The 24,872-nt window shown below is 64.8% G+C and carries 27 protein-coding genes; 13 read left to right on the top strand and 14 right to left on the bottom strand.

The annotated features are described in order from the left end of the window. The first annotated feature begins 111 nt into the window (after positions 1–111). From obgE to DESPIG_RS08285, 5 genes are all read left to right on the top strand, one after another. Entirely contained in the window at positions 112–1,215 is a 1,104-nt protein-coding gene (gene obgE, locus DESPIG_RS08265) for a GTPase ObgE (protein WP_006007384.1), read from the top strand. An 81-nt stretch (positions 1,216–1,296) separates the two neighbouring features. Continuing rightward, on the top strand, positions 1,297–1,722 hold the full coding sequence (locus DESPIG_RS08270; protein WP_006007386.1) for a hypothetical protein: 426 nt from the start codon (positions 1,297–1,299) through the stop codon (positions 1,720–1,722). Positions 1,723–2,471: 749 nt separating this feature from the next. Beyond that, positions 2,472–3,659 (top strand): glutamate 5-kinase, encoded by a 1,188-nt coding sequence (gene proB, locus DESPIG_RS08275; RefSeq protein WP_040369734.1) that lies wholly within the window; start codon positions 2,472–2,474, stop codon positions 3,657–3,659. Positions 3,660–3,786: 127 nt separating this feature from the next. After that, positions 3,787–4,350: an ATP-binding protein gene (locus tag DESPIG_RS08280; RefSeq protein ID WP_006007392.1), complete on the top strand. Its 564-nt coding sequence runs from the start codon at positions 3,787–3,789 to the stop codon at positions 4,348–4,350. Positions 4,351–4,441: 91 nt separating this feature from the next. Further along, positions 4,442–4,939 carry a DUF805 domain-containing protein gene (locus DESPIG_RS08285; RefSeq protein ID WP_169304820.1) on the top strand — a complete coding sequence of 166 codons (498 nt, stop codon included), beginning with the start codon at positions 4,442–4,444 and terminating at the stop codon, positions 4,937–4,939. Positions 4,940–5,249: 310 nt separating this feature from the next. Here the strand turns inward: DESPIG_RS08285 and DESPIG_RS08290 are convergent, their stop codons facing one another. The 5 genes from DESPIG_RS08290 to queA form a co-directional block, all read right to left on the bottom strand. Continuing rightward, on the bottom strand, positions 5,250–5,789 hold the full coding sequence (locus tag DESPIG_RS08290; RefSeq protein WP_006007396.1) for a 2-oxoacid:acceptor oxidoreductase family protein: 540 nt from the start codon (positions 5,787–5,789) through the stop codon (positions 5,250–5,252). Continuing rightward, on the bottom strand, positions 5,782–6,597 hold the full coding sequence (locus tag DESPIG_RS08295) for a thiamine pyrophosphate-dependent enzyme (RefSeq protein ID WP_006007398.1): 816 nt from the start codon (positions 6,595–6,597) through the stop codon (positions 5,782–5,784). The genes DESPIG_RS08290 and DESPIG_RS08295 overlap by 8 nt, the downstream gene beginning before the upstream one ends. Before the next feature lies 1 nt (position 6,598). Further along, positions 6,599–7,687: a 3-methyl-2-oxobutanoate dehydrogenase subunit VorB gene (gene vorB / locus DESPIG_RS08300; protein ID WP_006007400.1), complete on the bottom strand. Its 1,089-nt coding sequence runs from the start codon at positions 7,685–7,687 to the stop codon at positions 6,599–6,601. After that, positions 7,684–7,905, bottom strand: coding sequence for a 4Fe-4S dicluster domain-containing protein (locus DESPIG_RS08305; protein ID WP_040369735.1), 222 nt, complete (start codon positions 7,903–7,905; stop codon positions 7,684–7,686). Before DESPIG_RS08305 ends, vorB begins: the two co-directional genes overlap by 4 nt. A gap of 315 nt (positions 7,906–8,220) precedes the next feature. Next, entirely contained in the window at positions 8,221–9,333 is a 1,113-nt protein-coding gene (gene queA / locus DESPIG_RS08310) for a tRNA preQ1(34) S-adenosylmethionine ribosyltransferase-isomerase QueA (RefSeq protein WP_006007406.1), read from the bottom strand. A gap of 206 nt (positions 9,334–9,539) precedes the next feature. On the opposite strand from queA, the gene DESPIG_RS08315 reads away from it, so the two are divergent. From DESPIG_RS08315 to DESPIG_RS08340, 6 genes are read left to right on the top strand one after another with little or no spacing between them, the layout of a single operon-like run. Beyond that, complete coding sequence (locus tag DESPIG_RS08315; protein ID WP_006007409.1) at positions 9,540–10,202, top strand: hypothetical protein; 663 nt, start codon at positions 9,540–9,542, stop codon at positions 10,200–10,202. Next, positions 10,199–11,428, top strand: coding sequence for a bifunctional phosphopantothenoylcysteine decarboxylase/phosphopantothenate--cysteine ligase CoaBC (coaBC, locus tag DESPIG_RS08320; protein WP_006007413.1), 1,230 nt, complete (start codon positions 10,199–10,201; stop codon positions 11,426–11,428). The genes DESPIG_RS08315 and coaBC overlap by 4 nt, the downstream gene beginning before the upstream one ends. Next, complete coding sequence (locus DESPIG_RS08325; protein WP_147589003.1) at positions 11,410–12,318, top strand: hypothetical protein; 909 nt, start codon at positions 11,410–11,412, stop codon at positions 12,316–12,318. Before coaBC ends, DESPIG_RS08325 begins: the two co-directional genes overlap by 19 nt. Positions 12,319–12,328: 10 nt before the next feature. Continuing rightward, complete coding sequence (locus tag DESPIG_RS08330) at positions 12,329–12,691, top strand: LysO family transporter (RefSeq protein WP_006007417.1); 363 nt, start codon at positions 12,329–12,331, stop codon at positions 12,689–12,691. Beyond that, positions 12,688–13,287: a LysO family transporter gene (locus DESPIG_RS08335; protein ID WP_006007419.1), complete on the top strand. Its 600-nt coding sequence runs from the start codon at positions 12,688–12,690 to the stop codon at positions 13,285–13,287. Before DESPIG_RS08330 ends, DESPIG_RS08335 begins: the two co-directional genes overlap by 4 nt. A 16-nt stretch (positions 13,288–13,303) precedes the next feature. Continuing rightward, positions 13,304–13,984, top strand: coding sequence for a DVU0298 family protein (locus tag DESPIG_RS08340; protein ID WP_006007421.1), 681 nt, complete (start codon positions 13,304–13,306; stop codon positions 13,982–13,984). Between the two features lie 386 nt (positions 13,985–14,370). Here DESPIG_RS08340 and gap read toward each other — a convergent pair whose 3' ends face one another. The 7 genes from gap to DESPIG_RS08375 form a co-directional block, all read right to left on the bottom strand. Then, the gene (gene gap / locus DESPIG_RS08345) at positions 14,371–15,387 is read right to left on the bottom strand and encodes a type I glyceraldehyde-3-phosphate dehydrogenase (protein WP_040369737.1); all 1,017 of its coding nucleotides are present in this window, start codon (positions 15,385–15,387) and stop codon (positions 14,371–14,373) included. Positions 15,388–15,522: 135 nt separating this feature from the next. Continuing rightward, positions 15,523–16,077, bottom strand: coding sequence for a GAF domain-containing protein (locus tag DESPIG_RS08350; protein ID WP_006007425.1), 555 nt, complete (start codon positions 16,075–16,077; stop codon positions 15,523–15,525). 253 nt (positions 16,078–16,330) lie between these two features. Continuing rightward, positions 16,331–17,437, bottom strand: coding sequence for a rod shape-determining protein RodA (gene rodA, locus DESPIG_RS08355; protein ID WP_006007427.1), 1,107 nt, complete (start codon positions 17,435–17,437; stop codon positions 16,331–16,333). An 18-nt stretch (positions 17,438–17,455) separates the two neighbouring features. Next, the gene (mrdA, locus tag DESPIG_RS08360; protein WP_006007429.1) at positions 17,456–19,465 is read right to left on the bottom strand and encodes a penicillin-binding protein 2; all 2,010 of its coding nucleotides are present in this window, start codon (positions 19,463–19,465) and stop codon (positions 17,456–17,458) included. Then, a complete protein-coding gene (locus DESPIG_RS08365) occupies positions 19,452–19,922 on the bottom strand; it encodes a hypothetical protein (RefSeq protein WP_006007430.1) in 471 nt (156 codons plus the stop codon). Before DESPIG_RS08365 ends, mrdA begins: the two co-directional genes overlap by 14 nt. Positions 19,923–19,925: 3 nt before the next feature. Beyond that, a complete protein-coding gene (gene mreC, locus DESPIG_RS08370; protein ID WP_040369891.1) occupies positions 19,926–20,816 on the bottom strand; it encodes a rod shape-determining protein MreC in 891 nt (296 codons plus the stop codon). An 81-nt stretch (positions 20,817–20,897) separates the two neighbouring features. Further along, positions 20,898–21,938, bottom strand: coding sequence for a rod shape-determining protein (locus tag DESPIG_RS08375; protein ID WP_006007445.1), 1,041 nt, complete (start codon positions 21,936–21,938; stop codon positions 20,898–20,900). Between the two features lie 258 nt (positions 21,939–22,196). Between DESPIG_RS08375 and mnmL the strand changes: the two genes are divergently transcribed. Beyond that, positions 22,197–23,135, top strand: coding sequence for a tRNA modification radical SAM protein MnmL/YtqA (mnmL, locus tag DESPIG_RS08380; RefSeq protein ID WP_006007447.1), 939 nt, complete (start codon positions 22,197–22,199; stop codon positions 23,133–23,135). Positions 23,136–23,322: 187 nt separating this feature from the next. Here the strand turns inward: mnmL and DESPIG_RS13790 are convergent, their stop codons facing one another. Together DESPIG_RS13790 and DESPIG_RS13795 are read right to left on the bottom strand one after the other, a co-directional pair. Then, positions 23,323–23,559 carry a hypothetical protein gene (locus DESPIG_RS13790; protein WP_006007448.1) on the bottom strand — a complete coding sequence of 79 codons (237 nt, stop codon included), beginning with the start codon at positions 23,557–23,559 and terminating at the stop codon, positions 23,323–23,325. A gap of 8 nt (positions 23,560–23,567) precedes the next feature. Next, positions 23,568–23,927, bottom strand: coding sequence for a hypothetical protein (locus DESPIG_RS13795; protein ID WP_006007450.1), 360 nt, complete (start codon positions 23,925–23,927; stop codon positions 23,568–23,570). 141 nt (positions 23,928–24,068) lie between these two features. Between DESPIG_RS13795 and DESPIG_RS08385 the strand changes: the two genes are divergently transcribed. After that, positions 24,069–24,857, top strand: coding sequence for a type III pantothenate kinase (locus DESPIG_RS08385; protein ID WP_040369738.1), 789 nt, complete (start codon positions 24,069–24,071; stop codon positions 24,855–24,857). Positions 24,858–24,872: the final 15 nt, after the last annotated feature.

A 24,872-nucleotide genomic window follows, 5' to 3' on the forward strand; every position in this document is an offset into this window, starting at 1 on the left:
GAAGAGGCCGCAGGGCTTCTTCCCTTTTTTGCTTTTTTCAGGCCCCTGCGGCCTGCGGTACGCCCGCAAGGCGTCCCGAAGATCAGGGTGGTGACACCCGGGAGATTTTTCATGCGTTTTGTTGACGAAGCTACTATCCAGGTCCGGGCCGGCAAGGGCGGCCACGGTTGCGTGTCTTTCCGGCGTGAAAAGTTCGTGCCCCGCGGCGGACCGGACGGCGGTGACGGCGGCAAGGGCGGTTCCGTCATCCTCAAGGCGGACAGCCGCCTGCTTTCCCTTTACGACTTCCGCCTCAAGCGCCAGTACGAGGCCCGCAACGGCCAGCCCGGCATGGGCAGCCAGTGCAACGGCCGCAAGGGCGAAGACCTCATCCTGGGCCTGCCCGTGGGCACGCTGGTCTATGCCCGTGACGAGATGGGCGAGGAATACCTGCTGGCCGACCTGCGCGAGCCCGACATGGAAGTGGTGGCCGCCCAGGGCGGTCGCGGCGGCATGGGCAACGAACATTTCAAGACGTCCACCATGCGCGCCCCGCGTTTCGCCCAGCCCGGCGAGCCCGGCGAGGAACGCGAACTGCGCCTGGAACTGAAGATCCTGGCCGATGCCGGCCTGCTGGGCCTGCCCAATGCGGGCAAGTCCACCTTCATCTCGCAGGTCTCGGCGGCGCGGCCCAAGATCGCGGCCTATCCCTTCACCACCCTGACCCCCAATCTGGGCGTCATGATCGACGAATACGATCCTGACCGCCGCATGGTCATCGCCGACATCCCCGGCCTCATCGAGGGCGCTCACGAAGGCCAGGGCTTGGGCCATCGCTTCCTCAAGCATGTGGAGCGTACCCGCTTCCTGGTGCACATCCTCAGCATCGAGGACGTGAGCGACGACAATCCCTGGGCCGGTTTCGAGCTCATCAACGAGGAGCTGCGCCGCTTTGACCCCGAACTGGCCGAACGCCGCCAGATCGAAGTGGTCAACAAGATCGACCTGGTGGATGAAGAGCGTCTGGAAGAGCTGCGGGACCGCGCCCGCGCCGACGGCCGCGAGGTCTTCTTCATCTCCGCCCGCGACGGCATCGGCATCGAGGATCTGGTGGCCGCGCTCTGGAAGCTGCGCGACGAAGTGCAGGTGCACGAGCCCCTGCACCACTTCGTGGAAGCCGAGAACGTGGACGAAGAGGAATTCGAGGACATCGAAGTCATCTACACCCGCGAGTGATGCGTGCGGGGCGGGGACGCCGGGGCTGCCGTCCGGCAGGCTGGGGCCCTGCCCCGTTTTTCGTCACTCAGGAGGAGAAGCATGAAACATATCCTTCTGTCCTGCCTCCTGCTGCTGGTCCTGTGCGCCACCGCTCTGGCCGCCCCTGTGGAGAAGCAGACCTTCCGCGTGGTCGCCCCCGAGGGCTGGACCGTGACCGCCGTGCCGGACGTGACCGAAGGCGTGGTGCTGGTGGCCCCGGACAAATCCGTGAGCGTCACCATCGTCACCGCCGCCAGCGGCACCATGACGCCGGAACAGCTGGCGGCCGATTACGAGCAGAAGCTGCACGCCGCCCGTGTGGCGCAGAACGGCAACTATTACGGTCTCAAGGGCATGGCGGGCGATCTGCCGCTGGAGGTCTGCCTCTGGACCTTCGACGGCATGCACGGCGTGGCCAGCATCGTGGGCCGCACCGGCCATCCCGCCCTGCAGGGCATCGTGGACTCGCTGGAGTTCTACAGGTAGATTTGAGCAGTCTTTTTTATGAGGGGGCGGGGGAACTTTTCCTTGCGGAAAAAAGTTCCCCCGCCCCCTTATGCCCCCACCCCTTCAAAAACCGCTGTTCAGGTTAGTGTCAGGGGGTCTGGCCCCGCAGGGCAGCCTCCGCTCCCTGTCCCCGTGGTGACGGGAGGGCTGCAGGAACAGAGAGGTGGCGGATCCATGACCATGAAACTGCCGTAGGTGCAAGGGGCGGGCCGCCGGGCGTAGAGAGGCCTTGCCGCCTGCCCTTGGCTGCGTCGGGGCAGGCTTTTTGACGGGCTGTCGGACAAGGGCGTTTTCTCTGGAGGCAGTGTGCTGGGACAAGATGTGGGCTTATTTTTTGTCCGGTAGCGTGAAGACGGGGAATGGAGCGGTCATGCTGGGAAGGTTTTTCGAATAAGGCGGAAAGGCCATCTCGCTGCTCTGCTTGCTTCTCGAACGATTACTGGTACCCCTCCCCGTCTTCTTTTTTCCCGAATAAAGCGTATTTGGGAAGGGGACCCTTTTGTGCGCTAGCCAGAGGCCGAAAGGTGGTTCGCAAGGGCCGTGCCCGTCAGCGATGAAGGAGCCTTGCGGGCATCGACAGCAGAGCAAGGAGGGCCTCCCTCAAGACGTCCATCCCCCCATGCCTGCAGCCTGCCGGAGAGCTGGCTGTTTGTCGTGCTTTGGGCTATGGTCAGGCGGCGTCCGCCGGAGGCGGGCAGGAATTTTTTAGAGCCCTTGCAGGAGCGATCATGGAAAGACAGGCCGATTGGCGACAGGAAAAAGCACAGGCACTGGCCCGTGCCCGTGTGGTGGTCATCAAGGTGGGCAGTGCGGTATTGACCGATGCCCAGGGGCTGAGCACGCCCGTGCTGGAAAGCCTGGCCCGTCAGATGGCCGCCCTGCGCACTGCGCCGGGCGGGCATGAACGCCGTCTGGTGCTGGTCTCTTCCGGGGCCGTGGCGGCCGGTCGCGCCGTCCTGCGCGCCCATGGCCACAGCGGCGAGACGTCGGGCCTGTCCGCCCGTCAGGCGGCTGCCGCCGTGGGGCAGGGCCAGCTCATGCGCGCCTGGGACGAGGTCTTCCGGGCCTATGATTTCCCCACCTCGCAGGTGCTGCTCACCCGCGACGACCTGCGCGCCCGTCAGCGCTTCCTCAATGCCCGCAACACCTTTGCCGAGCTCATGGACTGGGGCGTGCTGCCCATCGTCAACGAGAACGACACGGTCTCGGTCAGCGAGCTCAAATTCGGTGACAACGACTGTCTGGCCAGCCTGCTGGTCAACCTCATCGGCGCCGACCTTTACATCAATCTGACGTCGGCCCCCGGCGTCTACGCGGCCAACCCGCAGGAAGTGCCCGACGCGGGCATCCTGGAATGCGTGGAGGACGTGGCGGGCCTCGATCTGGGCCGCATGTGCGGCGGCAAGACCAGCGTGGGCACCGGCGGCATGTATTCCAAACTGCAGGCCGCGCGTCGTGCCGCCCAGCTGGGCGTGCCCACCCTCATCCTGCCCGGCCGCGAAGCGGACGTGCTGGCGCGCGCCTTTGCCGGTGAGGCCGTGGGCACCTGGGTCCGTCCCGAGGAACACGCCATCCCGCGGCGCAAGTTCTGGCTGGCCTACCAGTCCGATCCGGCGGGCACGGTGCTGGTGGATGCCGGTGCGGCCGAGGCTCTGCTCAGCAAGGGCAGCAGCCTGCTGCCCGGCGGTGTGCGTCAGGTGCTGGGCAGTTTCCAGAAGGGCGCGCTGGTGCGTGTGGCCCGTCTGGGCGAGAGCGACAGCCACGCCAGCCTGGGCGTGGGCCTGTCCAATTACAGCGCGGCGGACCTGCGCAAGATCATGGGCCTGCGGCGCCATGAGGTGGCCGCCATTTTGGGCGACGCCCACTATCCCGAGGTCATCCACCGCGACAACCTGCTCATGGATGCCGCCATCTAGGCGACAGCGCTCGTCGGGCGGCAGACCGCATCCGTGTGGCATACGGTGCGAAGGGGCGGACGCATGGGCCCATGCGCGGGAGCCGAAGCGGTTTTTCCCCGCAGGGCGGTCCGGGAGGCGGTGAGCGATGGTCATTTTGATCGCCGGGGAAACTCATACGGGAAAGACCCTGCTGGCGCAGAAGCTGGTGGAGGCATACCGCTATCCCTGCCTGTCGCTGGATCATTTGAAGATGGGGCTCATCAGGAGCGGCCGGTGCGCGCTGTCTCCCGAAAGTGATGATGCCGAGCTCACAGGCTATCTGTGGCCCATCGTCAGGGAGATGATCAAGACATGCATCGAGAACCGCCAGCACATGATCATCGAGGGATGCTACATCCCCTTTGGCTGGGAAAAGGATTTTCCGGCCGAGTATGTCAAAGAGATAGCCTATGTCTGCCTTGTACTCAGTGAGGCCTATATCAAGGAAAGATATGCGGACATAGCCAGGTATGAAAGCGTGATCGAAAAAAGGAAGACGGCATGCCCCGCTCCCGATGCCCTTCTTGAGGGGAACCGGCGCAATTTGCGGCAGTGCATCCTGCATTCCTATGACTACATTCTGATAGATAAAGACTATGCCCTGGATATCGAAATGATACAGCGGCGCCTGGATACGGCACGGCCCAAGGCCGTTGCCGTCACAGGATGATGCGGAAGTGTTTTTCCCGTATGTCCGCCGCACGAGGCAGGGCATAGGGCTATCCTGCAATCCCATGCTCTCTGTTCATCAAGGAGGGACCATGTCCGGCAAAACAACTGTCATGAAGCCCGGTGCGGCCATCGCCGCCTGTTTCGGCAAATTCGCCCGCTGCTACGGTCGCAGCTGCCGGGCCGAGTTCATCTGGTTCCTGCTGTTCTTCCTGGTCCTGGGGGCTCTGGCCGTGTGGTTCACCTCGCCCATGATCGTGGGCATGCTCTGGGCCCTGCTGATGATCCCGCTCAGCTCCGTGGGCATCCGCCGTTTGCATGACCTGAACCTGCCCGGCGGCATCTGGACGGTCTGGCTGACCATCACCGTCATCCTGCCCATGTTCGGCCTTTCCAACTACATGAACAATGAAGGCCACCTTTCGGACTACATGCTCTATCTGCATTACGGCTGGCTGTTCGTCACGGGTACGCTGCTGCTCTTCCTCTGCTTCGCCAGCGGTCAGGAAGGCCCCAATAAGTACGGCCCGGTGCCGTGTGTGAAGGCCGCCGATGATGCGGACGAGGAAGAGGCGGCCAAAGAAGACTAGGCACCTTTTCCTGTTCGATACGCTGCATGATGAAGCGGAGCCCTTGGGCTCCGCTTTTTTTATGCCGCGACGGGGCCCCAAAGAGCCCCGCATCTTTGTACGGGCCTCCCCAATATCCGTATGGCCGGGCATCGCATGACCGGCCATCCATCGTCGTGCGCATCGGGGGGTGCCCGTCATCAAAAAGGCCCATGGCCCGCCTGATGGCGGGCCATGGGCCTTGGCAAAGCGCGCTGGGGAGGGATGGGGGTACGGGGGAAGGGGACCGCTCTCGCGCGAGCAGAGGGGTCCCCTTCCCCCGTGCGGTTCGTTACGCGAAGTCGTAGCCGGCCTGCAGGGCCTTGGCGTTGACCGGGATCAGCTTGGCGTAGTGGGCGCTGACCACGCGGTTGAGGGCTTCCTGCACGGCTTCCAGGGGCAGGGCGCTGGTGGCTTTGATCCAGGCGCCCAGGGCCACCATGTTGGCCAGTTTCACATTGCCCAGTTCGTGGGCGATGTCGTTGACCGGGATGTAGACCGTGCGGTGCTTGCCGTCCAGCAGCCCTTCGGAGATGAGCGAGGCGTTGACGACCTGCACGCCGTCGGGATGCAGACGGGGCTGGAACTTGGCCAGCGAGGGCTCGTTGAGCACGATGATGGAGCGGGGCGTGTTGACCAGGGGCGAACCCACGGGATGCTCGTCCAGCACCACGGTGCAGTTGGCGGTACCGCCGCGCATCTCGGCGCCGTAGACCGGGATGAAGCTCACTTCGAGGCCGTGTTCCATACCGGCCTGGGCCAGCAGGTTGCCGATGAGCATGACGCCCTGGCCGCCGAAACCGGCGATGATGACGTCCTGATACTTAGCCATGCCGCACCTCGCTTTCGGCCTGGGCGGTCACGTCTTTGTACACGCCCAGAGGGAATACAGGGATCATGGCCTCGCTGATGCGCTTGTTGGCGCTGACGGGGTCCATATGCCAGTTGGTGGGGCAGCCGGAGAGCAGCTCCACGAAGCCGAAGCCCAGGCCCTGCAGCTGCACTTCGAAGGCCTTGCGCAGGGCCTTTTTGGCCGCGCGCACATGCTTGACGCTGTCCAGGGCGCAGCGCTCGGAGTAGGCCACGCCGGAGAGCTGGGCCATGAGTTCGGCCATGCGGATGGGGCCGCCTTCGTGGCGGGCCATGTCGCGGCCGCGGGGGCTGGTGGTGGTCTTCTGGCCCAGCAGGGTGGTGGGGGCCATCTGGCCGCCGGTCATGCCGTAGACGGTGTTGTTGATGAAGATGCCGGTGATGAGCTCGCCGCGGTTGGCCGCGTGGATGGACTCGGCCAGACCGATGGCGCCCATGTCGCCGTCGCCCTGATAGGTGAAGACCACGCTTTCGGGACGGGCGCGGCGCACGCCGGTGGCCACGGCGCAGGCACGGCCGTGGGGGGCTTCGAGGCCGTCCACGTTGAAGTAGTCGTAGGTGAAGGTGGCGCAGCCCACGGAGGCCACCAGGATGGTCCTGTCGGCCACGCCCAGCTCGTGCAGCACCTCGCTCACCAGACGGTGGGCGATGCCGTGGTGGCAGCCGGGGCAGTAGTGGGTCACGCGCTCGTTGAGCACGGGATTGGTGTCGAAGACCAGGGTCTCGCCATCCTGGGGCACAAGGGCCTGTTCAAGTTCGTGCGCGTGCATCTTAGTTCTCCTTGCAGGCCTGACGGATGGGATCTTCCAGGGCATCGGCGCCGATGAACAGGCCGGGCATGACGCCGTGCCAGTCCACCCTGGCGTTCTCGCCCATCAGGGACAGGCGCACGTCTTCCACCATCTGGCCGGTGTTCTGCTCGATGACCAGGAAACGGCGGCCCGGGGCCAGGGCGCGCAGGGCGTCGGCCGGGAAGGGATAGAGCGTCTTGGGACGGAACAGGCCCGCCTTGAGGCCTTCCTCGCGCAGTTTGCGGATGGCGCTGCGGGCGATGCGGGCCATGGAGCCGAAGGCCACCACCACGAGCTCGGCGTCGTCGGTGTTCCAGCATTCGGCGCAGGCTTCGGCCTGCATGGCGGCGTACTTTTCCATGAGCAGGCGGTTGCGGGCGGCCAGGGCGCCTTCGGCCAGATACACGGACTTGAGCAGGCGGGGCTTGGCGCCGGGGCCGCGCTTGCCGTAGCCTTCCATGCGCCAGGGCGCGGCCAGTTCGGCCAGGGCCTCGGGGCTCAGGGCGTCGGCCGGGGGCTGACGGCGCACGGGTTCCTTGATCTGGGCCACGATGGCGTCGCCCAGCAGCATGACCGGGTTGGCGTACTTGAAGGCCAGAGCGAAGGCGCGGAACATCATGTCATAGCATTCCTGCGCGGTGGAGGGGGCCAGCACCAGGTTGCGGTGGTCGCCGTGACCGCCGCCCTTGACGGCCTGGAAGTAGTCGCCCTGCGAGGGGCCGATATCGCCCAGGCCCGGGCCGCCGCGCTCCATGTTGACGATGACGGCCGGGATATGGCTGCCCGCCATGTAGGAGATGCCTTCCTGCATCAGCGAGATGCCGCAGCTGGACGAGGAGGTCATGGCCGGGATGCCGCAGGCGCCGGCGCCCAGCAGCATGTTGATGGCGGCCACTTCGCTCTCGGCCTGTACGAACTGGCCGCCGCATTCGGGCAGCCGGAGGGACATGGTCTCGGGGATCTCGTTCTGCGGCGTGATGGGATAGCCGAAATAGCAGCGGCAGCCGGCGTCCAGGGCGCCAAAGGCCACGGCTTCATTGCCCTTGATGAGAATGCGGTCGTGACTCATGCGGTCTTCTCCGTTTTTTGGGATTTGAAGACACGGATGGCCACGTCCGGGCACATGAGCGCACAGGAGGCGCAGCCCGTACAGCGGCCTTCGGTTTCCATCACCTCATAGCCCTGGCGGTTGAACCGTCCCGAGGGGCGAATGATGTGCGCCGGGCAGACCGCTACACACAGGCCGCAGCCCTTGCAGCGTTCTTCCAGAAAAACAATTCGCGACATGCTGTTCCCCTGATCGATACAGATTGCACATGGCGCGTCATCCTGCCACAGGGTGCGCTCCATGCGGTGTTGACAATCATCGTGCCCCGAAGGGCTGGTCATGCTGCCTCCGGCCCCCGGTACGGGGAGCCGGGGCATCCATGAAATATGCTCGCGCGGTCCTGCCGTCGGGCAGCGCCCGCCGCTCCTGCTTTGTGCGGCCGTCCTTTTTGCCGGCCGTATCCGGGCAAGTCGTTGCCATCCCGGGGCTGGCCGCCCCCGGCGGAGCGTGCCGGGGAAGGAGGGGAGCCTGGTCCCCTTGCCGCAAAAAAACACCTACCGGATGAGCATGGCATCCCCGTAGGAGAAGAAGCGATAGCCTTTCTTCACGGCCTCCTGATAGGCTTCCAGGATGCGTTTGCGGCCCGCGAAGGCCGAGACCAGCATCAGCAGGGAGGACTCGGGCAGGTGGAAATTGGTGATGATCCCGTCCACCACGCGGAAGGGACGGCCGGGGTAGAGGAAGATGTCCGTCCAGCCGGCAAAGGGCTGGGCACGGCCGCAGACCTGGGCCACGCCTTCCAGCGTGCGCACCGAGGTGGTGCCCACGGCGATGACGGGTCGGTGCTGGGCCTTGGCCTCGGCGATGGCGTTGGCCGTCTCTTCGGGCAGTTCCACGTATTCCCGGTGCATCTGGTGGTTGCGGATGTCCTCGCAGCGCACGGGGCTGAAGGTGCCGTAGCCCACATAGAGCGTCACCTCGGCCCACTGGAAGCCGCGCCGGCGCAGGGTCTCGCGCAGCTCGTCGGTAAAGTGCAGGCCCGCCGTGGGCGCGGCCACGGAACCGGTCTTCTCCTCGCGGGAGTAGATGGTCTGGTAACGGCTGAAGTCTTCCTCGGCGTCGGAGCGTTTGATGTAGGGCGGCAGGGGGATGTGCCCGGTGGCGGCGAAGGCGTCGGCCACGTCGCCCTTCCAGCACATGCGCACACGCCGGTGGCCGAAGGTGCCGCACTCGAGGATGGTCACGCTGATGCCCGCGCCGAAATGCAGGGTCTCGCCTTCGCGCACGCTGCCCCCGGAACGGACCAGGCCGTTGACCTCGGCGCTCCAGGTGTCCTCACGGCCCTTGACGGGCGTGGCGGCGGCCCGCACCAGCGGCAGGGGCGTCAGCAGCAGGAATTCCACCTTGCCGCCGGTACTGCGGCTGCCCAGCAGGCGGGCCTGCAGCACGCGGGAGTTGTTGGCCACCAGCAGGGCGCCTTCGGGCAGGCAGTCCGGCAGGTCGCTGAACATGTGGTGTTCCAGGTCCAGGGCGCCGTTGCGGCGCATGGTCAGCAGGCGCGACGCGCCCCGCTGTTCCGGCGGATACTGGGCTATCTGCTCCTGGGGCAGATCGTAGGTATAGTTTTGCAGCAGAAAATCATCTTCGGAAACGAAAACAGGCGGCATGGGTCTTTTCCTTCACTTCTCTTCGGGCCGCGGGGCGGCCGCAACATCTGCCGTCGGGACAGGGCCGGGCGATGCCGTTTTCCATGCCCGTCCCGCAGGGGGAGGGGCAGCCGGGCGACCGGAGAGACGCTTGTCAGTCCGTGCCGGAGAGGCTATCCTTTTCGGGCTGTCCGGCCTTCCGGACGACAGTTGAAGGAGTATAGCCAATGCGACGCCTACTTGTCACCTTGATCCTTGGGGTCTCCCTGGCCAGCGCCGCCGGTTGCGCCGACCTGGGCATCAGCAACCCCTTCGAGTCCACGCCGACCGCCGCGAGCAGCCAGCTTTTGGGCATCAGCCTGCCTGCGAGCATGGAACTTTCCACGCAGCACTGCGCCCGCACCACCGGCAGCGACGGCCAGCCCCAGGGCATGGAGACCGCGTACGGTCAGGCCGACCGGATGCAGGTGGCGCAAAGCCTGTTCAACAACATGCAGGGCTCGGGCTGGAACCTGCGCATGAGCCTGCGCAAGGCCGACCGCATCATGCTGGCCTTTGAGAACGGCAACCGCCTTGCCGTGATCAGCCTGTATTCACAGACGGTCTACAGCTGCGTGGCCGAGATCTGGGTCTCGGAAAAGCTGGCCGACGGTTCTTCCCTGAACCTCCTGCCCCTGCGCGGCGAAGGCAGCCAGAACAGCGGTGGTTTCGGCGGCTTTGGCGGCAGCTCCGACGGCGCGTCCGGCGGCGGCTTCGAGAGCAACGGGCCCGCCACGGGCGGCGGTTTCGAGACGCCCGACAGCGGCAGCAGCAGCGGAAGCAGCGGGAGTTGGGGCTCCTCTTCGGGCGGCAGCAGCAGCGGCAGCGGTCTGCAGGAGCGCCTGCTGTGAGCGCGTCGCCCTTCCACAACAGCCGCCGTTTCACGGGCAAGCGCCTGCATCTGGGCGTATGCGGCTCCATCGCCTGCTACAAGGCGCTGGATCTGCTGCGCGCCCTGCACGCCCTGGACATCCACGTTTCCGTCACCCTCACCGACGGCGCGCGCCGTTTCGTGACGCCCCTGCTTTTCGAGGCCCTGGGCGCCATGCCGGTCTATGGCCGCATGTTCGAGGGCGACGAGGTCTTCGATCATCTGGAGCCGGGCCAGCGGGCCCAGGCCATGCTGGTGGCCCCGGCCTCGGCCGACGCCCTGTCGCGTCTGGCGACCGGAGCAGCGTCGGACATGCTCTCGGCGCAGGCTCTGGCCTTCGACGGGCCGCTGGTGGTGGCCCCGGCCATGAACCCGCGCATGTGGCGGCACCCGGCCACCCAGGACAATGTGGCCACCCTGCGGCGGCGCGGGGCCGAGATCGTCGTGCCCGGCTGCGGCGGTACGGCCTGCGGTGATACCGGCCAGGGACGTCTGGCCCCGGTGGAGGATCTTTTCCTGGCCGCCCTGCGTGCCCTTTCGCCGCAGGACATGGCGGGACGGCGCGTCATGCTGACCATGGGCCCCACCCGCGAGAAGTGGGACGGCGTGCGCTACTGGACCAATCCCAGCAGCGGCACCATGGGCGCGGCGCTGGCCACGTCCGCCTGGCTGCGCGGGGCCGAGGTCACGGCCGTGTGCGGGCCCGGCTGCCCCGACCTGCCCGCCGGAGTGGAGCGCATCGGCGTGGGCAGTGCCCGCGAGATGTTCGAGGCCGCGTCCGACTGCTGGCCCCGCATGGACATGGGCCTGTTCTGTGCCGCCGTGGCGGACTTTTCGCCCGAGCCGCTGGGCCCGCAGAAATTCAAGAAAGAAGGGCAGCAGGACGGCTTCAGCATCCGTTTCACGGCCAATCCCGACATTTTGCGGACCCTGTCGCACCAGCGGCGGGAAGGGCAGAAAGTGCTGGGCTTCGCGGCTGAGACCACGCCCGACATGGACAGCCTGTTGGAACTGGCCCGGGGCAAGCGCGCCCGCAAGGATGCCGACCTGCTGGCGGGCAACCGCGTCAACAGCGGCGACAGCGGCTTCGGCGCGGCCACCAACAGCATGGCCGTGGTGGACCGTACCGGCCATGAAGAGATCTGGCCCAACCAGAGCAAGGCCGACGTGGCCTGGGATCTTTGTTCGTGGCTTTTGCGCCTGTAAACCCGCTGGCGGCCCCCTGGCAGGCACGCGGCCTCAATTGGCTGCTCATGCCCGAGGATCTGCCCCCGGAGCTCTCCCTGTGCGTCATGCCGGACGCCGTCCCGGCCGCGCCCGTGCGCCGTCCTCAGCCTGCGGCCCCGCGGGCGCCTCGTCCCGTGCGCCCTTTGCCGTCCCAGCTGTATCAGGATGGCCAGGGCGGTGCGCCCGCCGCACCGGCACAGGCCGTGAGGCAGGGCGCTGCCCCTGCGGCCTCTCCCGCTCCCAGCGCGGCCGCTCCCGCGGCCCCCGTGCAGGAACAGCGACGCCCGGCCCGCCCGCAGCCTGAGGAACAGGCCCCGGAAGCCGCCGCTCCGGTAAGGAACTGGCGGCCCCTGCCGCCCCACGTCTGGCCCGCCGTCTGGCAGGAGCGCCTTTCGCGCACCCGGCAGGGACGGGTGGTCTGGACCTACTGGAACCTCGGCCCGGACCTTTGCGAAGCACAGGCCCCGGGCAAGGCGCAGCGCAGCGCCTTTTTCCGCCGTCTCATGCAGGATCTGGCCTATCCGGCGGGCACCAGCACCTTCTGGCCCGCCTGCCTGCCCGATCCTGACGCCATGCCTGCCCCTTCGTCCCCGGCCGGCGGGGAGGACAGGCCCCATTACCAGCCCAATGCCGACGTGTTCTGGTCCGGCGTGCAGGCCCTGCATGCCCGTGCCGTGGTGGTCATGGGCTCCGTGGCGGCCCGCGCCCTGGGGCTGCCCGCCGGGGTACGCCCCCTCCAGCAGCTGCGCCATCGCGGCACGCTGGTCTGGGTGCTCTGGGACGTGGAATTCCTTCTTGATGAACCGCAGCGCTACGCGGCCATGCTGGCCTTTGTGCGCCGGGCGCTGCAACAGATCTCCAGACGCTGAAAACAACACCATGTTCACTGCTATCGGACTGATGCTCACGGGCATCGCCCTGGGCTTTGCCCTGCGCTCTTTCCAGTGGCCCGAACTGCTGGGCCGTGCCATTTCTCCCACCATCATGCTCATGCTTTTCGCCCTCGGCGTGGCCGTGGGCGGCAACGAGACCCTGATGGCCAACCTGCCCGTGCTGGGCGGCAAGGCCCTGATTCTGACAGGCGCCTGCGTGGCGGGCAGCCTCATCTGCATCGTGGCCGTGCGCCGCTTCTTCCCCGGTGCCGGGCCCCAGCGCCATGCGGCCGCTGAGGCCGACAGCGCGGACGCCGGCGCGGCCATGAGCGTGCGCCACGACCGGGAAGACGGGGAGGGCCGGGCATGAGCGGGAGCCTGATGATCCTGGGCTGTTTCGTGCTGGGCGTGCTGCTGGCCTGGCTGGGCTGGATACCGGACTATTTCCTGGAGCACGACGGCACGCTTTACGTCCTCTATGTGCTGATGTTCCTGGTGGGCATCTCCATCGGGCACGACCGCCGTCTGGGCGAGATATTGCGTACCCTGCGGCCCCGGGTACTGCTGCTGCCCCTGGCCACCACCGTGGGCACCTTTGCCGGGGCGGCCCTGGCCAGCATCACGCTGGCCTATTCCCTCAGCGAATGCCTGGCCGTGGGGTCCGGCTTTGCCTACTATTCCCTTTCGTCCATCTTCATCACCCAGTACAAGGGCGCGGAGCTGGGCACCGTGGCCCTGCTGGCCAACATCATGCGCGAGCTGGCTACATTGCTTTTCACGCCGCTCATGGTACGCTGGATCAGTCCGCTGGCCGCCATCTCGTGCGGCGGCGCGTCCACCATGGATTCCACCCTGCCGGTCATCACCCGCTTCGCGGGCAAGCAATGGGTGTTCGTCTCCATCGTGCACGCCATGATCCTGGATTTCAGCGTGCCTTTCTGGGTGACCTTCTTCTGTACCCTGTAACGCAAGGAGCTGCGCCATGGCCCGTATGCGTGCCGTCAAACAGCAACTGAAAGACCTGCTTTCCGCGCCCGACTGGCGTGACCATCTGCCCGAAGTGCGCTCCATGGGGCAGCCCGCCGTGGGGCCGCTCTTCTCCTTCCTGCTGCTGGAACCGCTCATGCGCCACAAGGCCGCCCTGGCCCTGGGGCAGGTGGTGGCCGGTCTGGAAGAGGGCAGCGCCGAAGACATGCACAACATCATGCGCCGCCTCATGTGGCACATGAACGAAGAGTCCGGCAACATCGGCTGGGGCATCCCCGAAGCCTTCGGCGAAGTGCTGGCCGCCTGCCCGCGCGCGGCCAAGGAGTTCCACCGGGTGCTCATCTCCTATGTTATCGATCTGGGCCGGGACGACAACTTCTGTGACCACGGTCCGCTGCGCCGCTCCTGCTTCTGGGCCATCGGTCGTCTGGCGCAGGCCCGGCAGGAACTGGCCGTCATCGCCCGGCCCTGGCTGCTCAAGGGGCTGGAGGACGAGGACGTCCCCTGCCGCGGCATGGCCGCCTGGGCCCTTGCCCAGCTGCCCCGCGACTTCATGGATGCCCCAGCCCTGCGCCGTCTGGCCGAGGCGGGGCATGAGGATATCTGCGAAGTTTTCGACGGCGAGAAGGTGGTCGAGAAGACCGTTTCCAAGCTGGCCCGCGAGGCCCTGGGGTAGAGTGTTGCTATATTGAGGGGGAGAGGGGAACTTTTTTTCTTGGAAAAAGTTCCCCTCTCCCCCTCAAGCTCCCCCTTTCCCTTCAAAAAACGCTGCTATGGTCGCCGGACGGGAGCGTGGTCTCCCTGTCCGAGCCCTGTGTGATGGTCCCCCGGTGTCGCGGGGGACTTTTTTGTGTCTGGTGGACGGGAATCCGGTGAGGGAGGGGACAGGGACAGACGTCTTGTGGTGAAAAGGAAGGCCGGGAAACAGGCCGGTTGCGGGATGGTGGTTCCATCCTGACGCTGCCGGGCGCATGGAGCGCATGAAAAAGGCCACCCATGGCGGGTGGCCTTTTGTGTTCATGAGGGGCCGGAGCAGGGCTGCCGCCCGCTCCGGGGGATTTTTTACAGGCCCTTTTCCTGCATCAGGCAGATAAGGTCGCAGACGCGGTTGGAATAGCCCCATTCGTTGTCGTACCAGGCCACGACCTTCACCAGATTGCCGTTCTGCACGGTGGTGTAGGGCGCTTCCAGGATGGAGGAATGCGGGTCGCCCTTGAAGTCCATGGAGACCAGGGGCAGGGTGTTATAGCCCAGGATGCCCTTGAGGTAGGTCTCGCTGGCGTCCTTGAGGGCGGCCAGCAGGGTCTCGGTATCGGTCTCCTTTTCCAGGATGCCGTTGAAGTCCACCACGGAGACCGTGGGGGTGGGCACGCGCAGGGAATAGCCGGTGAATTTGCCGGCCAGTTCGGGGATGACCTTGGCCACGGCCTGGGCCGCACCGGTGGAGGTGGGGATGATATTGCAGGCGGCGGCGCGGGCACGGCGCGGGTCCTTGTGGGCCATGTCGAGGATGCGCTGGTCGTTGGTGTAGGAATGGATGGTGGTCATGTTGCCCAGTTTGATGCCGAAGTTGCGCTGCAGCACCAGGGCCACGGGCGCCAGGCAATTGGTGGTGCACGAGGCGTTGGACACGATGTGGTGCTTTTCGGGATCGTACTGGTCGTGGTTCACGCCCATGACGATGGTGATGTCTTCTTCCTTGGCCGGAGCGGTGATGATGACTTTTTTGGCGCCGTTGTCCATGTGCACGGACGCCTGGGAGGCCTTGCGGAAGATGCCGGTGCTTTCCACCACCACGTCCACGTCATGCTGGCCCCAGGCCAGCTGATGGGGATCGCGCTCGGCGAAGCAGTGGATGTTCCAGTCACCGACCTTCACTTCCTGACCGTCCACCTGGGCGTCCAGGAAGGCGCGGCCGTAGACGGAGTCGTACTCCAGCAGCTGGAAGTTGGTGGTGGCGTCGAAGAGGTCGTTGATGGCCACCACTTCCACGCGATCAGCGTAGCTCTGGCGCAGGGCGCGGAACACCTGGCGGCCGATGCGGCCGAAACCATTGATACCGACACGAACTTTTTTCATTGTATTCACCTTTGCCCTTGCGGGCATCCTGTCTTGATGGGGGCGGAGCGGCACGGCGGCGGGCAGGGCCCCTGATGCCGCCATGCCGGGGCGCACGTCGCCGGGCCCGGCGGGCCGGGACGTACGATGAGCCGGCTAGTCTTCGTAGACCGAGTAGGCGTGTTTGGCCATCAGCTCGTAATTGTTGCGCAGGGCGTCATGCAGGCGGGCGTTCTCGATGGCCACGGCGGAGATGGCGGCCACGGCCATCATGAAGCTGTCTTCGTCGGCGCTGAACTCGCGCTCTTCGGAGGAATAGACGCGGATCAGGCCGATGACCTTGCCGCCCACGCTCAGGGGGGCGGAAAGCACGGAGACCAGACCTTCGGCCTTGGCGGATTCGGGATACTGGAAGCGGCCGTCAGAGGTGGCGTCCTTCAGGTGGATGGCCTTGCCGGACAGCACTTCGCTGTCCAGACCGCTGCGTTTCACTTCCACGGGGCCTTTGCGCATGTAGGTGGCGGAGAGGCCGTACGCGGCGCTGGGCAGCAGGAAGTGCCCGGTGCTGTCCAGCAGACGGATGGTGCAGGCCTTGCAGTTCATGGTCTGTGCCGTGTGCTCGCTGATCTTGTGCAGCACGTCCTTGGGATCAAGGCTGGCATTGATGGCCAGGGCCACATCACGCAGGGCGCGGAAATAATCCTGGGGCATGGAAGACCTCCTTTGGATGGGGTGACGCCTTCCCCGGCAGGGCGTCGATGATTGCCGTTGGCCGCCCCGGGCGCAGGCGCGTGACCGGGGATGACGGACGCGCGCAGGGCGGCGGAGAGGGGATAGTCGTCGGCCGGTCGTCCGGCAACGGGATATCCGGATGGGTCATGCGGCGGGTCCCCGGCTGTGCCCCGGGAAAGGAGGTGGGAGGTCTCCTGTCCGGCACGCCTGCGCGGGCAGGCATGCCCCGGGCTCAGCTCTTGAACATGAAGCGCCGCATAGAAACATTAAGCACGATACCCAGCAATGTGAAGTTCACCACTGTGGCACTGCCGCCATAACTGATGAAGGGCAGGGGGATGCCCACCACGGGCATGAGCCCGATGACCATGCCCATATTGATACATATCTGCCAGAAAAAGTAAAAGAAGACCCCCACGGCCAGCATGCTGCCGAAACGGTCCTTGGCCTGGACCACCGTGGAGAAGATGGACAGCAGGAACAGGCAGAACAGCGTCACCAGGGCCACGCAGCCCACAAAGCCCCATTCCTCGCCGAACACGGCCAGGGCGAAGTCCGAGTGGCGTTCGGGCAGGAAGTTGAGCTTGTTCATCATGCCTTCCATGTAGCCCTTGCCCCACAGCTCGCCGGAGCCGATGGCGATGCGCGATTGCAGGATATGGTAGCCCGCCCCCAGAGGGTCGTCACCGGGGTTGAGGAAGGTAAGCACGCGCTGCTTCTGGTAATCGTGCATGAGCACGCACCACATGAGGGCGGCCACACCGGGCACGGCCAGCAGGCAGGTGCCCAGCACATAGCGGCGCAGGCCGTGGAACAGGATCATGCCGCCCATGATGAGCAGCACCATCATGGCCGTGCCGAGGTCGGGCTGCTTGAGGATGAAGACCACGGGCACCAGGCCCACGGCCAGCACGGAAAAAAAGTTCTTCCAGCCCAGGGGCTGGCTGTCGCGGGCCAGAAGGCGCGCCACCAGGATGAGCACGGCGATCTTAATGGGTTCCGAAGGCTGGATGGTGAACAGCCCGAAGGAGATCCAGCGCTTGGCGCCGTAAAAGGTGGAGCCTATCAGGGGCACCAGCATCAGCAGTACCAGAAAGAGCAGATAGGCGGGCCAGGCCAGGTTGCGCAGCTGCCGGTAGTCGAACAGCGTGGCCAGCAGCATGCAGCCCAGGCCGCACAGGCCCCAGATCAGCTGGCGCTGGTAAAAGCTCTCGAAGGCGAAACCGGTCTCCACGCGGGTGCCGCTGGCGGAATACAGGTTGGCCACGCCCGTGAAATAGAGCAGCAGCATGCAGGCCAGCAGTGCCCAGTTGATATAGCCGAGAAGGCGCTTGTCCATGGGGCGTTCCTGTTATCGTCAGCGGCGACGGCGCTTGGGAAGATCGTTGCTGTCGTTGGTCATGCCCGGCAGGGGACCCGAGGCGGAGCCCAGCATCCTGCCGGCGGGCTGGGGCGCTTCCGGGGCCCTGTAGCCGGGCGCGGCGGTATCCGGCCCGAAAAGATATTCGTAGACTTTTTTGGCCACGGGCCCGGCCACGCTGGAACCGCCGCCGCCGTGTTCCACCATGACGATGACCACATAGGTCTTGCCGTTCTTGCTGCCCCAGGTGGCGATCCAGGCATGGTCGCGGTGCAGGTAGGCCAGCTCCGCGGTACGCAGACGGCGGTCGTTGGCGGTCATCTTCAGCTTGGTCACCTGGGCCGTACCGGTCTTGCCGCCCATGTCGGCATCGTGGCGGCCCACCACCTTGGCCGTACCGCCCCCGGCCGTGCGGCGCATGGCCTGGACCACGAAGCGCAGGTGGCTCAGCTCGGCGGGGATGCGGCCGCGCACCTCGCGGGGGGCATCTTCCAGCAGCTGGGGCTTGAGCAGGTCGCCGCCGTTGAGCATGGCCGACACGTAGACGGCCATCTGGATGGGCGTGACCAGGGTGAAACCCTGACCGATGGAGGTGTTGAAGGTATCGCCGCGCACCCAGACCTGTTTGCGGTAGCGCTGCTTCCAGTCGCGCGAGGGCACCAGGCCCGAACGTTCGTGGGGCAGGTCCACCCCGGTGGGACGGCCGAAGCCGCATTGCTTGGCAAAGGCCGAGATCTTGTCGATGCCCAGGCGCTCGGCCATGATGTAGTAGTACACGTCGCAGGAGTTGATGAGCGACTGCTCCAGCGTCTGGCTGCCGTGGCCGCCGCGCCGCCAGCAGCGGAAGATCTGGTTGCCCAGCTTGGTCTGGCCGCCGCAAAAGACGGTCTCACGGGGATCCACGCCGTTCTCCAGGAAGAACACGGCCATGAGCAGCTTCCAGACCGATCCGGGCGGGTAGACGCTCTGGATGACGCGGTTCTGCAGGGGATAGCGCTTGCTGGTGCGCAGGGCCTCCCAGTCGCGGCGGGAGATGCCCGAGGCGAACAAATTGTTGTCGTAGGCCGGGGAGGTCACCAGCGCGCGCAGCTTGCCGGTGTCCGGCTCCATGACCACCACGCAGCCCGCCTCGCCGGCAAGGGCGTCCCAGGCGGCCTGCTGCAGGTCGCGGTCCAGCGAAAGGGCCAGCTCCTGCCCGGCGCTGGGGGCCTCGCTCAGGCTCTTGGCCAGCATACGCCCGTGGGCGTCCACTTCCATCTGGTACAGGCCCTTGTGGCCGCGCAGGCGCTTTTCCAGCTCCAGTTCCAGACCGGCCTTGCCCACCAGGTCGCCCATGGCAAGGTCGGGGTCCTTCTCCATCTCGGCGCTGTTGGCTTCGGCCACATAGCCCAGCACATGGGCGAAGAGGTCTTTTTCGGGATAGTAGCGGTTGGTGCGGACCATGATCTCCAGACCGGGCCAGTTGACCAGCTCGGCCTCGATGCGGGCCACCTGGCCGAAGTCCAGACCGGAGACCAGCGGCAGGGCCTCGAAGGGCTTGGTCTTGAAGCGGTCCTGGTTGTAGCGGTTCTGGAGCTGCTCCAGGGGCGTGTCCGTCCACTGGCTGATCTGGGCCAGGGTGGCGGGGATGTCCGGGCAGTCCTCGCGGATGATGGCCAGGCCGTAGGCCGTGCGGTTGTCGGCCAGGATATTGCCGTGGTCGTCGAAGATGCGGCCGCGCGGGGCGAAGATGCGCTCCGTGCGCAGGCGGTTCTTCTGGGCCTGCGTGGTCATCTCCGGCCCGAGATGGAGCTGGAGGTACCAGAAGCGGGTGACGAAGACGAAAAAGAAGATGCCCACCAGCACCTGCAGGAGCAGGATACCGCTGCGCGGCGGCTGGTAGCGTTCGCTTTCCACCTGTATGGTCAGCCAGGAACGCCAGTTCTTGCGCTTGCGGCGGGGAGCCTCCGTCAGGGGAGAGGCCGGTTCCGGAGCGGCAGAGGGGATGATGCGCCTATTCTTCGTCATGCGAACATGCCAGGGGCCGCGTGGCCGTCAAAAGCAACCAGGCCACGGGCAGGTAAAGGGCCTGAATCAGGCTCCTGTCCAGAAATTCCTGCGGATCGAAATGCACGGCATAGAGCGGGGAGAACAGCCAGCCCAGGCCGAAGCAGGCACCGCCCAGGCAGATGGAGAGCAGCAGCACGAGGAAGAAGTTCCCCAGGCCCAGCAGCCAGCGCAACAGGCGGTAGATCAGGCAGACCAGCGCGTACCAGACGATGGTGGCCCCGAAGGGGCTCGTGCCGATGCCTTCCTGCAGCAGGACGAAGAGCGGCAGCAGCCAGCAAAGGTTTTTGTAGTCCCTTTCCTGCAACAGGATGACCAGCCCCACCACCAGGGCATCGAGGCAGGGGACGAGGCTTTGCACGCAGATGCCCAGGGCCACGAAGCACAGCCACCAGAAGATGTTGCGCACGGCCTGCATGGGCTAGCGCTCCCTTTTGGGGGGCCGGGGCGGGCCCACGAAGTCCGGGGCAGGCTCGCTGGGGCGCAGGGGCCGGTTGATGCCGCTGGGCTCCAGCAGCAGCACTTCTTCCAGACGGCGCACGTCCACCAGGGGCCGGGCCGTGACGGCCAGGAACTGGGTGGAGTCCGAAGGGGCCACGCTGTCCACGGTGGCCACGGGGATGCCCTTGGGATACTTGCCGTCCAGGCCGGAGGTGATGAGGATCTCCCCGGAGGTCACCGGGGCGTCGCGTTCCACGAAGCCCACTTCCAGCGGCTGTTCCAGGCCCTGTCCGCTCAGGATGCCGGCCGAGCGGCTCTGCTGGGCGAACACGGCGATGCGGCTGCCCGGGTCGGTGATGAGCAGGACCGTGGCGGCATGGGGGCTGGCCCGCAGCACGCGGCCCACAAGGCCCATATTGGTGACGATGGGGGTGCCGGGGCGGGCTCCCGAGGTGTAGCCCCGGTTGATGGTGATGCTGTCCTGGATGGCGTTGGGGCCCATGCGTCCGGCCAGGATGCGGGCGCCCACGGGCTTCCAGGCGCTGTCCACGGGCAGCTGCACCAGCTCGCGCAGCCGGGCCAGTTCCGCCAGATCCTCACCGTGGGAGACGATGCGGGCCTGCAGTTCGGCCACCTGGGCGCGCAGGCGCTCGTTCTCTTCGCGCACGCCCACCAGATCCACATAGCGCCGCCAGGCGTCCATGACGCTGCCCTTGACGGAATCGAAGGTACCCAGCACCGTGCCGCTCATCTCCAGACCGACGTTGGCGGCGATGTCATCGAGCGTGTGCGTGCGCTGGTTCCAGGAATACATGCCCAGAAACAGCACCAGAAGGCCGCCCGCCATGAGGAGAAAGCGTCGGAATGTCACAGTGGCACCCGTGAGAGCAGCAGGAAAAAAAAGGACGGCCGTGCCGGAAAAAGGCGACGGGCCGTCCTGCACTTGCAAAGATTAGTCAATGCAGACGTCTTTGAGCACGTGGATGTTGTCCAGGGCCCGGCCCGTACCCATGACGACGGTGGACAGGGGATCGTCCACCACGGTGATGGGCAGGGAGGTCTGCTCGCGCAGCAGCTGGTCGAGGCCCTTGAGCAGCGCGCCGCCGCCGGTCAGCACGATACCGCGGTCCACGATGTCGGCGGCCAGTTCCGGGGGCGTCTGTTCCAGGGCGATGCGCACGGCCTGCACGATGCTCTCCACCTGTTCGGAGATGGCTTTGCGCACTTCCTCGGAAGTGATGATGATGTTCTGCGGGATGCCCGTCACCAGGTCGCGGCCCTTGACCTCGATCTGCTGTTCGGGATCCATGGGATAGGCCGAGGCGATCTTGATCTTGATCTCTTCCGCCGAGGCTTCGCCGATGAGCATGTTATACTTGCGTTTGACATGCGTCATGATGGCTTCGTCCATCTTGTCGCCGCCCACGCGTACGGAGCGGGCATAGACGATGCCGGCCAGGGAGATGACGGCCACTTCCGTGGTACCGCCGCCGATGTCCACCACCATGTTGGAGGTAGGCTCTTGGATGGGCAGATCGGCGCCGATGGCGGCGGCCATGGGTTCCTCGATGAGGTAGACCTCACGGGCACCGGCGGACTGGGCCGATTCCTTGACCGCACGCTTTTCCACCTGCGTGATGCCGGTGGGCACACAGACCATGATGCGGGGGCGAACCAGATGGCGGGAATTGTGCACCTTGGTGATGAAGTGGCGCAGCATGGCCTCGGTCACCTCGAAGTCGGCGATGACGCCGTCCTTCATGGGACGGATGGCCTTGATGTTGCCGGGGGTCTTGCCCAGCATGCGCTTGGCGTCGGCGCCCACGGCCAGGACCACGGTATTGCCGCGCGAATCTTTCTTGACCGCCACCACGGACGGTTCACGCAGGACGATGCCCTGGCCCTTGACATAGACACAGGTATTGGCCGTGCCCAGGTCGATGGCCAGGTCATTGGAGAACATTCCCAAGAAGAAATCCACAATTTTGGACATTACGCTAGCTTGCCTCGTTCTACTGGTATGCGTATGGTGCTGCCGGTCGTGCGGAGAAGGGAGGACGGAGCCTGTGGGGGGATGCCGTAAGGCTCCGGGCCGGTTCCCGCGGGAACCACGGCCTTGCAGGCGAAAAGCGCACGGCAGCAGACAAAACTTGTTCGGCTAAAATGGGCTTGAAGTCAAGCTGTTGCGGACACAGTACAAATTTTTTCTCCCGTCCGCGCACCGAAAAAATCCGCTAAAAAGGCGTGAATCATGCTGCTTTGGCATACCCTGGCCACCTATTTCCGGCGCAAATACGGCGTCCGGGTGCAAAAAATTCCACTGGATGCGGGCGCCACCTGCCCCAACCGGGACGGCACGCTCTCCGCGCGGGGCTGCATCTTCTGCAACGACAGCGGCTCCGGTTCCGGCATGGGCCTGCGCGGCCTCGACCTGCGCGCCCAGTGGGACGCCTGGTACACAAAATACACCACCACGGACAGCGACCGCCTGTTCATGGCCTATCTGCAATCCTTTTCCAATACCTACGGCCCGGCCTCCCGTCTGGCCCGCCTGCTGGAGCAGGTGGCGGCCCTGCCCGGCTGCCGGGGCGTCGCCGTGGGCACGCGGCCGGACTGTCTGGATGACGAAAAACTGGCCCTGCTGGCCGGTTGCGGACTGGACGAGGTCTGGCTGGAGCTGGGCCTCCAGACCTGCCGGGACGATACCCTGCGCCGCATCAACCGCGGCCACACGGCACGTCAGGCCGAAGAGGCCGTGCGCGCCGCCCTGGATGCCGGGCTGCTGGTCTGCGGGCACCTCATGGCCGGGCTGCCGGGCGAGGACGAGAAGGATTTCCTCCACGGCGTGGACTGGGCCGTCTCGCTGGGCATGCAGGGCCTCAAGCTGCACAACGTCTATGTGCCGCAGGGCACGGAGCTGGCCCGGCAGTGGCAGGCGGGCGGCTACCGCCCTCTGGCCCGGGACGAGTATGTGGACATGCTGTGCGCCGCCCTGCCGCGCATCCCTTCCACCGTGGTCATGCAGCGCATCCAGGCCGACCCCGCGCCGGGAGAACTGCTGGCGCCCGCCTGGGCCCTGGAAAAGAGGGGCATCATCACGGATCTACGCCGCGCCATGGCCGCCCGCGGCCTCTGGCAGGGCTGCCGCGCCGACGCCACGGAGGCCCGGCCGGAGTGGTTCGGGGGCTAGGGGATAGCAAAGGACTTTTTTGAGGGGGCGGGGGAACTTTTTCTGGCGGGAAAAAGTCCCCCCGCCCCCTCACCCCCCCCGCCCCTTCAAAAACCGCTCATAGGATCAATGACAGGGGAGGGAAAATGGTCAAAGGCATCTCTTGGATAAGGGGCTCCAAGATAAAACAATTTTGAGTTAGAATAAATTATTCAAGGTGGGCTAGCTCTTCTATAATGTCTTTAAATTTTGAATTGTTACTTGATAAAATGTACTGCTGGCTTATTTTATATGAAAATTCTGTGGCAATGTGCGAAAAAGAATTGCCACTTTTCTTTTTTAAAGCGATAATTTCTTTTGCAATAGAGCTAAAGTTGATATAAAGTAGTTTATTTGTTTCGTTAAAAGAATTGTTGTACTCGTCTACACAGTAAATAGCAGTCATAATTGCTACTATTTCATCCTGTGTTGTTGCATGCATAATGTCGATGATACATCTTTTTTTATCTGGTATAAATCGTAATCATTTATTTTTACGTTATTGTTTTTTAAAAGTTCGTCGATAATTAAAAAAGAAAGTACAAATAAGTAGTTATATACAAGGTGATAGCTTATCTTGTTGTTTTTTATATTATTATCTGTCATAATCTGCTCACCTAAATCATGAAAAATATATCCAAGTATAGGCGAGTTTGTGTCTGCTCTAGGTATGTTTTGCTGTTCTTGAGATAACTTTTTTTTTCTCGCTTTTTCAAGTTTTTTAATTACTAAATATACAATAATTATTGTAATGATACTATATAAAGTTTCCATATGTTTTCCCCCTATGCTAATTTAGTAGTTTTTATTATTAATTATATGTAGTCTTTTGCCTTGCATGTCAAGATATTGTTTGGCATACTTTCTGCCTGCGGATTCCTGTGCGCGGGGCATCTGTTCCCCAAGGAGTATGACATGCAGCCAGAGCTTCTTCTTTTCGACATCGGCAACACCTGCATCAAGGTCGGTCTGGCCGACTCCCGGGGGGTGATGACCTCCTACAATCTGCGCACGGACCCCGCCCAGACCTCGGACAGTCTGGGCCTGACCCTGCTGGAGCTGCTGCGTCACGCCGGTGCCGAGCCCCGTTTCACGGCCTGCGTGGCCTCGTCGGTGGTGCCGGGCTTCGACCCCCTGCTGCGTGAAGCCGTCCAGCGCTATCTGGGCTGCCCCCTGTGGATGGTGCCGCAGGACATGCCCATCCCCCTGCAGAACCATTACGAACGCCCGCAGGAAGTGGGCGCCGACCGCCTTGTGGGCGCCTATGAGGCACGCCGTCTGCATCCCGGCCCGGAATCCCTCATCGTGGTGGACTTCGGTACGGCCGTCACCTTTGACTGCATCAGCGGCAATGCCTATCTCGGCGGCCTGATCTTTCCCGGTCCGCGTACGGCCATCTCGGCCCTGGCGCGCGAAACGGCCCAGCTGCCCCGCGTCAACCTGGACGTGGACGCCCTGGAGCCCGCGCCCGGCCGCAGCACGTCGGTGAGCATCCAGCACGGCCTGGTCTTCGGTTTCGCCTGCATGGTGGAAGGCCTGACGCAGCGCCTGAAAAAGGGCCTGCCCGGTGACTGTCTGGTGCTGGCCACGGGCGGCTTTGCCCCGTCCATCGCGCGCATCAGCCCCGACGTTTTCGACGCCGTGCTGCCCTCGCTCTTGCTGGAGGGCCTGCGCCGCCTGTATTACGAGCGTCATCCCTATTGAGTGCCGACAGGCCGT

Origin of the sequence: Desulfovibrio piger ATCC 29098 (assembly GCF_000156375.1) — a bacterium.
Lineage (GTDB): Bacteria > Desulfobacterota > Desulfovibrionia > Desulfovibrionales > Desulfovibrionaceae > Desulfovibrio > Desulfovibrio piger.